The organism is Pseudomonas allokribbensis, assembly GCF_014863605.1.
Classification (GTDB): Bacteria; Pseudomonadota; Gammaproteobacteria; order Pseudomonadales; family Pseudomonadaceae; genus Aquipseudomonas; species Aquipseudomonas allokribbensis.
This window is the reverse complement of the sequence record NZ_CP062252.1, coordinates 6074171-6086652: the sequence shown is the minus strand read 5'-3', so window position 1 is coordinate 6086652 and position 12482 is coordinate 6074171. Positions and strand designations below refer to the sequence as shown.

At 61.4% G+C, this 12482-nt stretch carries 11 protein-coding genes; 6 read left to right on the top strand and 5 right to left on the bottom strand.

Annotated elements, in window-relative coordinates; translation table 11 throughout:
• Positions 1-172: 172 nt before the first annotated feature.
• Together IF199_RS27985 and IF199_RS27980 are read left to right on the top strand one after the other, a co-directional pair.
• Positions 173-1006, top strand: coding sequence for an EamA family transporter (locus IF199_RS27985; RefSeq protein WP_096817687.1), 834 nt, complete (start codon positions 173-175; stop codon positions 1004-1006).
• 37 nt (positions 1007-1043) lie between these two features.
• On the top strand, positions 1044-1427 hold the full coding sequence (locus IF199_RS27980) for an MAPEG family protein (RefSeq protein WP_102619717.1): 384 nt from the start codon (positions 1044-1046) through the stop codon (positions 1425-1427).
• A 49-nt stretch (positions 1428-1476) separates the two neighbouring features.
• On the opposite strand, the gene mltA is transcribed toward IF199_RS27980, so the two are convergent.
• A complete protein-coding gene (mltA, locus tag IF199_RS27975; RefSeq protein WP_102619718.1) occupies positions 1477-2649 on the bottom strand; it encodes a murein transglycosylase A in 1173 nt (390 codons plus the stop codon).
• Between the two features lie 128 nt (positions 2650-2777).
• Here mltA and IF199_RS27970 point away from each other — a divergent pair, with 128 nt between their 5' ends.
• A complete protein-coding gene (locus IF199_RS27970) occupies positions 2778-3227 on the top strand; it encodes a c-type cytochrome (RefSeq protein ID WP_192559193.1) in 450 nt (149 codons plus the stop codon).
• A 42-nt stretch (positions 3228-3269) separates the two neighbouring features.
• Here IF199_RS27970 and IF199_RS27965 read toward each other — a convergent pair whose 3' ends face one another.
• The 4 genes from IF199_RS27965 to IF199_RS27950 all read right to left on the bottom strand — a co-directional run bounded on the left by IF199_RS27965 (position 3270) and on the right by IF199_RS27950 (position 7793).
• Positions 3270-3665, bottom strand: a complete 396-nt coding sequence (locus IF199_RS27965; protein WP_102619720.1) for a DUF1090 domain-containing protein — start codon at positions 3663-3665, stop codon at positions 3270-3272.
• Positions 3666-3761: 96 nt separating this feature from the next.
• Positions 3762-5441, bottom strand: coding sequence for an NAD-dependent DNA ligase LigB (gene ligB / locus IF199_RS27960; protein ID WP_192559192.1), 1680 nt, complete (start codon positions 5439-5441; stop codon positions 3762-3764).
• Positions 5442-5588: 147 nt separating this feature from the next.
• A complete protein-coding gene (gene metK / locus IF199_RS27955) occupies positions 5589-6779 on the bottom strand; it encodes a methionine adenosyltransferase (protein ID WP_096817710.1) in 1191 nt (396 codons plus the stop codon).
• Positions 6780-6797: 18 nt separating this feature from the next.
• Positions 6798-7793 carry an ArsR/SmtB family transcription factor gene (locus tag IF199_RS27950; RefSeq protein ID WP_192559191.1) on the bottom strand — a complete coding sequence of 332 codons (996 nt, stop codon included), beginning with the start codon at positions 7791-7793 and terminating at the stop codon, positions 6798-6800.
• Positions 7794-8064: 271 nt separating this feature from the next.
• Here IF199_RS27950 and tkt point away from each other — a divergent pair, with 271 nt between their 5' ends.
• The 3 genes from tkt to IF199_RS27935 all read left to right on the top strand — a co-directional run bounded on the left by tkt (position 8065) and on the right by IF199_RS27935 (position 12450).
• Positions 8065-10062 carry a transketolase gene (tkt, locus tag IF199_RS27945; protein ID WP_192559190.1) on the top strand — a complete coding sequence of 666 codons (1998 nt, stop codon included), beginning with the start codon at positions 8065-8067 and terminating at the stop codon, positions 10060-10062.
• Between the two features lie 159 nt (positions 10063-10221).
• The gene (gene epd / locus IF199_RS27940; protein WP_096817715.1) at positions 10222-11274 is read left to right on the top strand and encodes an erythrose-4-phosphate dehydrogenase; all 1053 of its coding nucleotides are present in this window, start codon (positions 10222-10224) and stop codon (positions 11272-11274) included.
• A gap of 12 nt (positions 11275-11286) precedes the next feature.
• Complete coding sequence (locus IF199_RS27935; RefSeq protein WP_179693423.1) at positions 11287-12450, top strand: phosphoglycerate kinase; 1164 nt, start codon at positions 11287-11289, stop codon at positions 12448-12450.
• The last annotated feature ends 32 nt before the right edge of the window (positions 12451-12482 follow it).

The following is a 12482-nucleotide window of genomic DNA, read 5'->3' as shown; positions in this document are numbered from 1 at the left end:
CAGATGCCGGGTGGGGGCACAATTGTGTGGCCCAGACAGGATTTTTTGAGATTTGTCTGTGCGCAACCGGTTGCGACGGGGGCGCTTGACGTATAAACAGCGCCTGACACATCGCGAATCAAAGACCTGATCAAATGGCTCAGGTTCAAAAACAAGAATGAAGGAGTGACACGTGCTGGCGACAGCTCTGGTGTTGGTGGCGGCGCTGTTGCACGCAGCGTGGAATACCCTGATCAAGTTCAGCGCCGAACGGCTGCTGGTGGTGGCCTGCATGGACACCGTGGCGCTGTTGTTCGTCGCGCTGGCATTTCCTTTCATCAGCCTGCCGCCGCAGGAAATCTGGCCGTGGATTCTGGCGTCGGCGGCGTTCGAGCTGCTTTATCGCTACCTGTTGATCCAGGCCTATCGGGTCGGCGACCTGGGCCTGGTTTATCCACTGATGCGCGGTTTGTCTCCGCTGGTGGTACTGGCGCTGACCCTGATCTTTGCCGGCGAAGTGCTGACCACCCAGCAGATCTTCGGGATCATGTTGATCCCGCTGGGCATGGCCTGCCTGCTCTGGCAGGGCGGCGGCGGGAAACACTTGCCATGGTCGATGTTGCCGGTGGTGGCGCTGATCGGGTTGTGCATCGGCTGCTACACCTACATCGATGGCCAGGCCTTGCGGCGCTGGTCGCATCCCCTGGATTACCTGGTCTGGGTCACGCTGCTCAGCGCGTGGCCGTTCCCGCTGCTGGCGTGGGTGGCCAAGCGGCCGGCGTTCATGCTGTTCTGGCGCGAACAATGGAAGCTGGGACTGGCGGTCGGGTTCTGCGTGTTGTTCAGCTACGCTCTGGTGCTGTGGGCGATGCAACTGGGGTCGATTGCCGAAGCGGCGGCGTTGCGTGAAATCAGCGTGATTCTGGTGGTGCTGTTTGGCATGCGCTACTTGAAAGAACCTTTCGGTCGGCCACGGCTCTTAGCCTGTGGGCTGGTGCTGATCGGCATGCTGGTGATGAAGTTCTGACCCGCCAATACTCTAAAAACTGAAGAAGGACGGCGTTATGACGGTGGCTCTGTGGTGCGTTTTGATTGCGATCTTTCTGCCCTATGTGTGCACGGGCGTGGCCAAGGCTGTCGGTGGTTATCGGCTGAGCGACAATCACGATCCTCGGGATTTTCTCGAAAGCCTGAACGGTCTGGCCCGACGGGCCCATGCGGCGCAACTGAACAGTTTTGAAGTGACGCCGGCGTTTGCGGCGGCGGTGATCGTCGCGCATCTGGTGGGCACGGCGGAACTGGTGACGGTGAATGTACTGGCGGTGCTGTTCATCACCAGTCGTCTGCTCTACATCATTTGCTATCTGGCGGACTGGGCGATTCTGCGGTCGCTGGTGTGGTTCGTCGGGATGGGGCTGATCGCCAGTTTCTTCTTCGTTTCGGTCTGACGCTGAACAGATCGCAGGCTGACGAGGCCTGCGATCTTTTGCGTTGCGCTTACAGTTTGTCGGCCACCTGCGGCACTTGCGGCAGCGCCGCGCCTTTGGGCCAGAGCATCCAGATCTGCCCCTGCTGCTTCATGTCACCGGCCAGTTGCCCGGCGGCCTCACCGGTGCCCCAAAACAGGTCTGCACGAACTTCGCCGGCAATCGCGCCGCCGGTGTCCTGTGCGGCTACCGGGCGTACCAGTGCCGTGCCGTCAGGGCGAGTGGTCGACAGCCACAGCAGGCTGCCCAACGGGATCACCTTGCGATCCACTGCCGCGCTGTAACCGGCGGTCAGCGGCACATTCAACGAGCCGCGCGGGCCTTCGTTGCTGTCCGGGTTACGGGTGAAGAACACATAACTCGGGTTGCTGCCGAGCAACTCCGGAATGCGCGATGGATTGGCCTTGGCCCAGTTGCTGATCGCGCCCATGGTCACGTCTTCTTTCTTCAGCTCACCCTGTTCCACCAGCCAGCGGCCGATCGGCCGGTACGGATGACCGTTCTGGTCGGCGTAGGCGATGCGCAGTTGCCGGCCGTCATCGGTCTGAATCCGCCCCGAACCCTGGATCTGCAGGAATTGCAGGTTCATCGGATCGGTCAGCCACGCCACCACCGGTGCCTTGACGCCTTTGGTCTCGATGGTAGCTGCGTCGTCATAAGGTTTGAGCACGCGACCTTCGAGGCGTCCGCGCAGGCGTTTGCCTTTCAGCTCAGGGTAAATGCTGTCCAGGGACACGATGATCATGTCTTCAGGCACGCCGTACACCGGCACGTTGGCGGTTGCGGTTTGCGTCAGGCTGCCGGGGTAGACCGGTTCGTAATAACCGGTGATCAGGCCGTTGGGATTGTCGTGCTCGGCGCGCAGCCCGAAGACGTCGAGGTGCTGCTTGAGGAAGCTGCGGATGTCGCCGGCGCTTTGCGGCACATTGGCGGCCGCCGCGCAGGTGGCGCCCCAGATCGGGTCAGCCTTGAGCCGGGTGCAGGCGCTGCGCCACGAACCGAAACCGGCCACCAGATCGTTGTCGGACACTGCGGGCAGCGCTTCCCAGGTGGCGCTGGAGTAAGTGGCCAGTGCGTGGGTTTTCGGCTTGGCACTGTCGCCCCCGGTGCAGCCGGCGAGGATGGCCAGCAGCGGCAGGGTTGCGATGAGTGGGTGACGCCAGGCCTTGAAACGGCTGTTCATGGAGAATTTCCTGTGTCGGTTGCAGGCGTGCTCCATGCGCGCCAGCAACCCGTATTATTAATAGGGCTATTGGTGTTTGGCGGTGACGCGAGGATACTGGCCGCCGAATTCCGTGACCTGAAGCCACCATGACTCTTAAAAGACTTTCTGTTGTATTGCTGGCCTGTCTGACCTTGTCCGCCTGCGGCGGTGTCGATCCGAATTCCCCGCTGGGCCAGCGCAAGGCGATCTTCAAGCAGATGCTCAAGACCGGCGAAGACCTGGGCGGCATGCTGCGCGGGCGCATTGCCTTCGACGGGCCGAAATTCACGGAAGGCGCGGTCAAGCTCGATGCGCTGTCCCATGAGCCGTGGAAACACTTTCCGCAGGTGCGCGAAGAAGATCACACCAGCGCCAAGGACGATGTCTGGCTGAGACAGGCACGTTTCCAGGACATGGCCCGCACCCTTGAGGCGGCCACCGGTGAACTGGTGATCGCCAGCCAGGTTCAACCGTACAAGGACAGCAATTTGGGGCCGGCGGTGCAGAAGGTTGAAGATGCCTGCAGTGCCTGCCATAAAGAGTTTCGCGACCATTGATGTTCAAGGGATCACAGCCTCTGGCTGTGATCCCTGGCTTTGTTACTTGTCGAGCTCGTCCAGCGCGTCCTGCAATTCCTTGCGCGACTCGGCGAGCTTGTTCTTGCGCTTGTCGATCTTCTCCGGATCGCCTTTCTTCATGGCCTTGTCGAGGTCAGCCTGACGCTTGCTGACTTCGTGCTTGGCGTCGAGCACCTTGTTTTCACGTTCCTTTTTCAGGCCGGCGTCGGTGCAGTGTTCGGTGACTTCGCGCAGGGCGGTTTCGAGGCCGGCCTGCTGGTCGGCGTTGCCGCGGGATTTGGCCTGTTCGATCTGATTGATGATGCCTTGCTTCTTGGCAGCACAACCGGTCAGGCCCGGGGCGTCTTCGCCAGCCATCGCGGGGGCGGCCATTACGCCGCAAAGAGTCAGCAGGGCGAGCGGTGCGAGAAATTTCATAAAAGCTCCATGTGCAAAGGCAATCGGGTCGTGAAAGCACTGCGCTCTTGGAGCGCCTCGGCGACCGTTGGGTTCCCGGCGTACCGGGATGCATGTTCAGAAACCGTCGATTCCGGCGGCACGTAAGGTTTCACTCAGGACCAGCACCTGCGGGTCGCGGAAAAAAGCGCTCAATTGCGCTGCGCGACCGGGGCCGATTCCGGGCTCTGCCTGCCATTGTTCGGTATTTCGTTGTGCCAGCGCTTGCCATGAGTCAGCCAAAGAAGCCTGGCCGGTCGGCGGCAGCCCGAGGGCTTTGAGCCATTGGGTGAACGGCCGTTGGCGAGCGCTGTGAAAACTGTGCGACAGGCGAGCGCTGCTGCGTTCGCCGAGGCCGGCAATCTTAGCAAGCTCTGGCCCGTCGAGGGTCAACCAATCCAGCAGGCTGTTCAGGCGGCCTGTTTCCAGAAGTTTCTCCCACGTACCGCGCCCGACATGGGGCAGTGCCAGCCCTTGCTTGCCGCCAAGCCAGGTCAGGCGCGCGAGGAACTGACTCTCGCATCCGGGCGTTGGTTGCCAGCAGCTTAGTGCGTGAAAGTCGCTGGCGAGTGGAGCGTTCAGCTCGACGCGCTCTGTGCTGCGCAGCACAACGCTGTCGAGTCGCGGAATCGTCAGCCCGGCCAGGCTGATCGCCACTTGATCGCCGGGACGAATGTCCAGTTCCTGCCAGCGCTTGAGTGAGCTGACGCTGACGCGTCTGATCTGGCGGTCATCGAGCATGACCGGCGCCAACTCCAGCACGGGGGTGATGCGCCCGGTACGGCCGATCTTGAAATTGACCTTGCGTACATCGGCCAATGCCTGGGCGAACGGGTACTTCCAGGCCACGGCCCAGAAAGGCGAGCGCGCCTGCCAGCGTTCGGCTGCCGGACGCAGACTTTGGCGCAAGACGATGCCGTCACTGGCGAAGGGCAGTGGTGAGCGATACCAGTGATCACGCCACTTTTGCGCATCGGCAAGATCACCAACGGGATGGCTGTACGGTTCCGTCGTGGCGAAGCCCAGTGATGCCAGTCCGGTGATTCGCTCTGTGAGGCTGCTTGGGCCCAGCGGCCAGTCCCAGACAAAAAGCCCGATGCCTGCTGCCTGTTCGGCACTCAAGTCCTTGCGTCCCATCAGGCCGGCGACTGTCGCACGGGCGTTGGCGCTGCCGGCTCGGGCCTGGATATGGTCGTTCAGTCGCCAATAGAGTTCACCCTGCACTGACAGATCTCGCGGTTGTGTCAGTTGCCGGGGAATGGCGTTGATCTTGTGCGCCGATGCAGTCCAGTCCTGCCCGCGAATCCCGTCGCCGCGACTGATCGCCTGCTGCAAACGCCCGGCGCGATAGACCAGCGTGACGGCCACGCCGTCGATCTTGGGTTGTGCCCAGACGTCCTTGCGGTCGCGCAGCCAGGCTTCGATGTCCGCTGCGTCGTGAAGTTTGTCGAGGCCGGTATGGGCGATCGGGTGCGCGACCGGCCCTGACGCCGTCCTTAACGGCTTGGGCGGTGGAGGAAGTTTGAAGCACTGACGCCATTCGCCGAGTCGGGTGCGGGACTGATCGTAGAGTTCGTCGGTGATCAGTGATCGGCCTTCTCGGTGATAGGCGTCGTCCCACTGATCGACCTGCTGCTGCAGGGCGACGATTTCGGTTTGTGCCCGGCCGGGTGGCCAGGTGGGGCAGTCGTCAGCGAAGGCGCTGAGGTGGATGAAAACCGGCAGGAAAAAGAAAAACAGGCGCAGTGTGGCAAGCATCGTGAGCGTCCTTGCTCAGAGAGATACCTGAAGGCTAGCCGGGATTTTCAAGCGGGTCGGTCGGCTGTTTTGCCGGTTGTTTCGCGGCCATGAAAAAGCCCCGCACGGCGCGAACCGTGCGGGGCTTCTTGTACCGCCAGGGAAGTCTTACAGACCGGCAGCAGAACGCAGAGCGTCGGCGCGGTCGGTTTTTTCCCAGGTGAACGTGGTGAAGGTGTCTTCGCCAACGGTCTTGGTCTGCGGAGCGCGGCCGAAGTGGCCGTAGGCTGCGGTTTCCTGGTACATCGGGTGCAGCAGGTCGAGCATGGTGGTGATTGCGTATGGACGCAGGTCGAACACTTCGCGGACCAGTTTGATGATCTTGTCATCGCTGATCTTGCCGGTACCGAAGGTGTTCAGCGAGATCGAAGTAGGCTGGGCCACACCGATCGCGTAGGAAACCTGAATCTCGCAACGCTCGGCCAGGCCGGCGGCCACGATGTTCTTGGCAACATAACGGCCAGCGTAGGCGGCCGAACGGTCAACCTTCGATGGATCCTTGCCGGAGAATGCGCCGCCGCCGTGACGGGCCATGCCGCCGTAGCTGTCGACGATGATCTTGCGACCGGTCAGACCGCAGTCACCTACCGGGCCGCCAATGATGAACTGGCCGGTCGGGTTGATGTGGAACTGGGTGTCCTTGCTCAGCAGTTCGGCAGGCAGCACGTGCTTGACGATCAGCTCCATCACGCCTTCGCGCAGGTCTTTGTACGACACTTCAGGGTTGTGCTGGGTTGACAGAACAACAGCGTCGATACCCACAACCTTGCCGCCTTCGTAACGGCAAGTCACTTGCGACTTGGCGTCTGGACGCAGCCAAGGCAGCAGACCCGATTTGCGGGCTTCGGCCTGGCGCTGAACCAACTGGTGCGAGAAGGTGATCGGTGCTGGCATCAGCACGTCGGTTTCGTTGCTGGCGTAGCCGAACATCAGGCCCTGGTCGCCGGCGCCCTGATCTTCAGGCTTGGCACGGTCAACACCCTGGTTGATGTCAGGGGACTGCTTGCCGATGATGTTCATCACGCCGCAGGTCGCGCCGTCGAAGCCGACGTCGGAGCTGTTGTAGCCGATGTCGAGAATCACGTTACGCACGATCTCTTCCAGATCGACCCAGGCGCTGGTGGTCACTTCACCGGCAACGATGGCCACGCCAGTCTTGACCAGGGTTTCCACGGCAACGCGTGCGTGTTTGTCCTGGGTGATGATGGCGTCCAGCACCGCATCGGAAATCTGGTCGGCGATTTTGTCCGGATGCCCTTCGGACACGGACTCGGAGGTGAAGAGGGAGTATTCGCTCATCTCGATGTTTTCCTGAATTTACCGATGGTGAGTGTCGCCAGCCGGTCGCTGAAAATGGCGGACCTGAATCTGGAAACCATTACGTAAGCCTACATAGAGGCTGTCCCCGGGAACGAGTCCCGCAGCGGTGGCCCAACGGGCCAGATCGTCCTGTTCAAACCCCAACCACAGATCACCGCAGGCCTCCCTGGCCCAACTCTGGTTGTGGCTACATAACTCTGTCACGAGCAGGCTACCGCCCGGTTGCAGCAGGCTGGCCATGTGCTTGAGCGCTTCGGCCGGCGCGGCGAAATGGTGCAACACCATGTTCAACACCACGCAATCGGCCTGAAGGCTCACGCCATTCAATGCATCGGCCAATTGCAGGCTGACGTTAGCCAGCTTTTCACGTTCACATACCTGGCGGGCCAGTTCGAGCATCGCCGCGCTGTTGTCCAGTGCGGTTACGGTGCCGAAACGACGGGCCAGTTCCGGCAGGAAAGCACCATCGCCGGGGCCGACTTCGATGGCCGAGGCTGCACCATCGAAATTCAGTTTGTCGAGCAGGGCCAGCACGCTTTCACGGTACTGCGGCAGGCCGGCAATCAAATCCTGCTGGGCGCGGAATTTCTCTGCGACCCGTGCGAAAAAGTCCTGGCTGTTGGCAGCACGCTGCCCGTGTACTTGTGCGATCCGCGCTTCCACGTCGGCCGGCAGCGCCAGATTGTCGACTTCTTCTAACAGCGCCGCGTGCAACTTGCCGCCCAGCAACTCGGTGTGGGGCAGGGCGCGGCGATAGAAAACCGCATTGCCTTCACGGCGAGTCGCCACCAGATCCGCCTGTGCCAACACTTTAAGGTGATGGCTCATGCCGGACTGGCCGATATCGAAGATCTGCGCCAGTTCCAGAACGCCGAACGAATCGTTGGCCAGGGCGCGCAATACATTCAGCCGCAGCGGATCGCCGCCGGCCTTGCACAGGGCCGCCAGCTCGTCGCAATCGTCATGGCGAATGGAAGGCACGCGTAAGTTCATAGGGCCAGCAGTCTAGAGACGGCCGGAAAACACCGCAAGGTCAATATCAAAAAGTTTTGATATTGCTCGATGGATGGCGCTTTTTATTGCACTTCTCACTGACCGGTTAACTCTACAGACGAACAGCGGAAAGGTTTCACCAGCCGAAACCGATGTTATCCATGGGAAAAACGTCTCCGGATGACTATCTGTCATTGCCCCGAGGCGCTCGGGTGAGGGAAAATGCCCTCCTTTTTTCCGTTTCAATCTATTCAAACCCAGGAGATCAGCGATGCCTAGCCGTCGTGAGCGTGCCAACGCCATTCGTGCCCTCAGCATGGATGCCGTGCAAAAAGCCAACAGCGGCCATCCCGGTGCCCCTATGGGTATGGCAGATATCGCCGAAGTGCTTTGGCGCGACTACCTCAAGCACAACCCGAGCAATCCATCGTTCGCTGACCGTGACCGCTTCGTGCTGTCCAACGGCCACGGCTCGATGTTGATCTACTCGCTGCTGCACCTGACCGGTTACGACCTGTCGATCGACGACCTGAAACAGTTCCGTCAATTGCACAGCCGCACCCCGGGCCACCCGGAATTCGGTTACACCCCGGGCGTTGAAACCACCACCGGCCCGCTGGGTCAGGGTCTGGCCAACGCCGTGGGCTTCGCCCTGGCTGAAAAGGTACTGGGCGCGCAATTCAACCGTCCTGGCCACAACATCGTCGACCACCACACCTACGTGTTCCTGGGTGATGGCTGCATGATGGAAGGCATTTCCCACGAAGTCGCTTCCCTGGCCGGTACGCTGGGCCTGGGCAAGCTGATCGCCTTCTACGATGACAATGGCATCTCCATCGACGGCGAAGTCGAAGGCTGGTTCACCGACGACACGCCGAAGCGTTTCGAAGCCTACAACTGGCAGGTGATCCGCAACGTCGACGGTCACGATCCGGAAGAGATCAAGACTGCCATCGACACCGCGCGCAAGAGCCCGCTGCCGACCCTGATCTGCTGCAAGACCACCATCGGTTTCGGTTCGCCGAACAAGCAAGGCAAGGAAGACTGCCACGGCGCCCCGCTGGGTGACGCGGAAATCGCCCTGACCCGTCAGGCGCTGAACTGGAACCACGGTCCGTTCGAAATCCCGGCCGATATCTACGCCGAGTGGGATGCCAAGGAAAAGGGCCGCGCCGTCGAGTCCGAGTGGGACCAGCGTTTCGCTGCCTACTCCGCCGCGTTCCCGACCGAAGCCAACGAACTGATCCGTCGTCTGAGCGGCGAGCTGCCGGCTGATTTCTCCGAGAAGGCTTCGGCCTACATCGCTGAAGTCGCGGCCAAGGGCGAAACCATCGCCAGCCGTAAAGCCAGCCAGAATGCCCTGAACGCGTTCGGCCCTCTGCTGCCGGAAGTGCTGGGCGGTTCGGCTGACTTGGCCGGTTCCAACCTGACGCTGTGGAAAGGCTGCAAAGGCGTCAGCGCCGAAGACGCCAGCGGCAACTACATGTACTACGGCGTGCGCGAATTCGGCATGACCGCGATCATGAACGGCGTTGCCCTGCACGGCGGCCTGGTGCCTTACGGCGCGACCTTCCTGATGTTCATGGAATACGCCCGCAATGCTGTGCGCATGTCCGCACTGATGAAGCAGCGTGTGATCCACGTCTACACCCACGACTCCATCGGTCTGGGCGAAGACGGCCCGACGCACCAGCCGATCGAGCAACTGACCAGCCTGCGCAGCACGCCGAACCTCGACACCTGGCGTCCAGCCGATGCCGTTGAATCGGCAGTGGCCTGGAAAAACGCCCTGGAGCGCAAGGACGGCCCGTCGGCGCTGATCTTCTCGCGCCAGAACCTGCAGCACCAAACCCGTGATGCCGGCCAGATCGCCGACATCAGCCGTGGTGGTTACGTGCTGAAGGACTGCGCAGGCGAGCCTGAGCTGATCCTGATCGCCACCGGTTCGGAAGTCGGCCTGGCCGTTCAGGCCTACGACAAACTGACCGAGCAGGGCCGCAAGGTGCGTGTTGTTTCGATGCCTTGCACCAGCCTGTTCGATGCTCAGGACGCCAGCTACAAGCAATCGGTCCTGCCGTTGCAGGTTGGTGCGCGTATCGCGATCGAAGCGGCCCACGCCGACTTCTGGTTCAAGTACGTGGGTCTGGAAGGTCGCGTGATCGGCATGACCACCTACGGCGAATCGGCTCCGGCTCCGGCCCTGTTCGAAGAGTTCGGCTTCACCCTGGAAAACATCCTGGGTCAGGCTGAAGAGCTGCTGGAAGACTAAGCAGTACGAATGCGGTGGCCCTGGCCACCGCGTTCCCCTGTAGGCGCTGCCGAAGGCTGCGTTCTTTTGATCTTGATCTTAAAAACAGGATCAAAAGAACGCAGCCTTCGGCAGCTCCTGCATAGGGTTGTGTTGTTAGCGAATACTATCGAGAACCCCATGCCTCAACCGCGTCCCTACAAAGTTGCACTCAACGGCTACGGCCGGATTGGTCGTTGCGTCTTGCGTGCGTTGTTCGAGCGAGGCGAGAAGGCCGGGTTTGAAATTGTCGCGATCAACGATCTGGCCGACATGGCCAGCATCGAATACCTGACACGCTTCGACTCCACCCACGGCCGGTTTCCCGGTGAAGTGAAGGTCGACGGCGATTGTCTGCATATCAATGGCAACTGCGTGAAGGTCCTGCGCAGTGCCACCCCCGAAGGCATCGATTGGGCGTCCCTGGGCGTCGATCTGGTGCTCGAATGCTCCGGCGCCTACCACACCCGCGAAGACGGCCAGCGTTTCCTCGACGCCGGCGCGCCACGGGTGCTGTTCTCGCAGCCGATGGCCAGCGAGGCGGATGTCGACGCCACCATCGTCTACGGCGTCAATCAGGATTGCCTGACCGGTGACGAACTGCTGGTGTCCAACGCCTCCTGCACCACCAATTGCGGCGTGCCGCTGTTGCGTCTGCTGGATCAGGCAGTCGGCCTGGATTACGTGTCGATCACCACGATTCACTCGGCGATGAACGATCAGCCGGTGATCGACGCCTATCACCACGAAGACCTGCGCCGCACCCGTTCGGCGTTCCAGTCGGTGATCCCGGTATCCACCGGTCTGGCGCGTGGTATCGAGCGCCTGTTGCCGGAACTTGCCGGGCGAATTCAGGCCAAAGCCGTACGCGTGCCGACGGTCAACGTGTCCTGCCTCGACATCACGATGCAGACCGCGAGCGACACCGACGCCGGCGAGGTCAACCGGATCCTGCGCGACGCCGCCACCAGCGGCCCGCTCAAAGGTCTGCTGGCCTACACCGAATTGCCTCACGCAAGTTGTGATTTCAACCATGACCCACATTCGGCCATCGTCGATGCCAGTCAGACCCGCGTTTCCGGCCCACGGCTGGTGAACATCCTGGCCTGGTTCGACAACGAATGGGGTTTTGCCAACCGAATGCTGGATGTTGCAGAACACTATCTGCAAACAGCGACTTCAAAAAAACCGTAGGAAGTGCGACCCATGACCGTGTTGAAGATGTCCGACCTCGATCTGCAAGGTAAGCGCGTATTGATCCGCGAAGACCTCAACGTCCCAGTCAAGGACGGTGTTGTCACCAGCGATGCGCGTATCCTGGCTTCGCTGCCGACCATCAAGCTGGCCCTGGAAAAAGGCGCGGCCGTGATGGTCTGCTCGCACCTGGGTCGTCCGACCGAAGGCGAATTCTCCGCCGAGAACAGCCTCAAGCCTGTCGCCGACTACCTGAGCAAGGCCCTGGGCCGCGAAGTGCCGCTGGTGGCCGATTACCTGGGCGGCGTTGACGTCAAGGCCGGCGATATCGTGCTGTTCGAAAACGTGCGCTTCAACAAGGGCGAGAAAAAGAACGCCGACGAACTGGCCCAGCAATACGCCGCCCTGTGCGACGTGTTCGTGATGGACGCTTTCGGCACCGCTCACCGCGCCGAAGGCTCGACCCACGGCGTTGCCAAGTTCGCCAAAGTCGCCGCTGCCGGCCCGCTGCTGGCCGCTGAACTCGACGCACTGGGCAAAGCCCTGGGCGCGCCGGCCAAACCAATGGCTGCCATCGTTGCCGGTTCCAAGGTCTCGACCAAACTCGATGTGCTGAACAGCCTGAGCCAGATCTGCGATCAACTGATCGTCGGCGGCGGCATCGCCAACACCTTCCTCGCTGCTGCCGGTCACCCGGTCGGCAAGTCGCTGTACGAGCCGGACCTGCTGGACACCGCTCGCGCCATCGCCGCCAAGGTCAGCGTGCCGCTGCCGGTCGACGTTGTGGTTGCCAAGGAATTCGCTGAAAGCGCCGAAGCGACTGTAAAACTGATCGCTGACGTCGCTGCCGACGACATGATCCTCGACATCGGCCCGCAAACCGCCGCCAACTTCGCCGAACTGCTGAAGTCGTCGAAAACCATCCTGTGGAACGGCCCGGTCGGCGTGTTCGAATTCGACCAGTTCGGCAACGGCACAAAAGTGCTGGCCCAGGCCATCGCTGAAAGCGCGGCGTTCTCGATTGCCGGCGGTGGCGACACCCTGGCGGCCATCGATAAATATGGCGTGGCGGAAAAGATCTCCTACATTTCCACCGGCGGTGGCGCGTTCCTCGAATTCGTCGAAGGCAAGGTGCTGCCGGCCGTTGAAGTCCTGGAAAGCCGGGCCAAGGCCTGAGGCCGCCCGTTTGGCCAGGCAAAGGAGTGTTC

Coding starts and splice junctions, on each gene's coding strand:
- IF199_RS27980 (WP_102619717.1), top strand. CDS start 1,044: ATGACGGTGGCTCTGTGGTGCGTTTTGATTGCGATCTTTCTGCCCTAT.
- mltA (WP_102619718.1), bottom strand. CDS start 2,649: ATGAACAGCCGTTTCAAGGCCTGGCGTCACCCACTCATCGCAACCCTG.
- IF199_RS27970 (WP_192559193.1), top strand. CDS start 2,778: ATGACTCTTAAAAGACTTTCTGTTGTATTGCTGGCCTGTCTGACCTTG.
- IF199_RS27965 (WP_102619720.1), bottom strand. CDS start 3,665: ATGAAATTTCTCGCACCGCTCGCCCTGCTGACTCTTTGCGGCGTAATG.
- ligB (WP_192559192.1), bottom strand. CDS start 5,441: ATGCTTGCCACACTGCGCCTGTTTTTCTTTTTCCTGCCGGTTTTCATC.
- metK (WP_096817710.1), bottom strand. CDS start 6,779: ATGAGCGAATACTCCCTCTTCACCTCCGAGTCCGTGTCCGAAGGGCAT.
- IF199_RS27950 (WP_192559191.1), bottom strand. CDS start 7,793: ATGAACTTACGCGTGCCTTCCATTCGCCATGACGATTGCGACGAGCTG.
- tkt (WP_192559190.1), top strand. CDS start 8,065: ATGCCTAGCCGTCGTGAGCGTGCCAACGCCATTCGTGCCCTCAGCATG.
- epd (WP_096817715.1), top strand. CDS start 10,222: ATGCCTCAACCGCGTCCCTACAAAGTTGCACTCAACGGCTACGGCCGG.
- IF199_RS27935 (WP_179693423.1), top strand. CDS start 11,287: ATGACCGTGTTGAAGATGTCCGACCTCGATCTGCAAGGTAAGCGCGTA.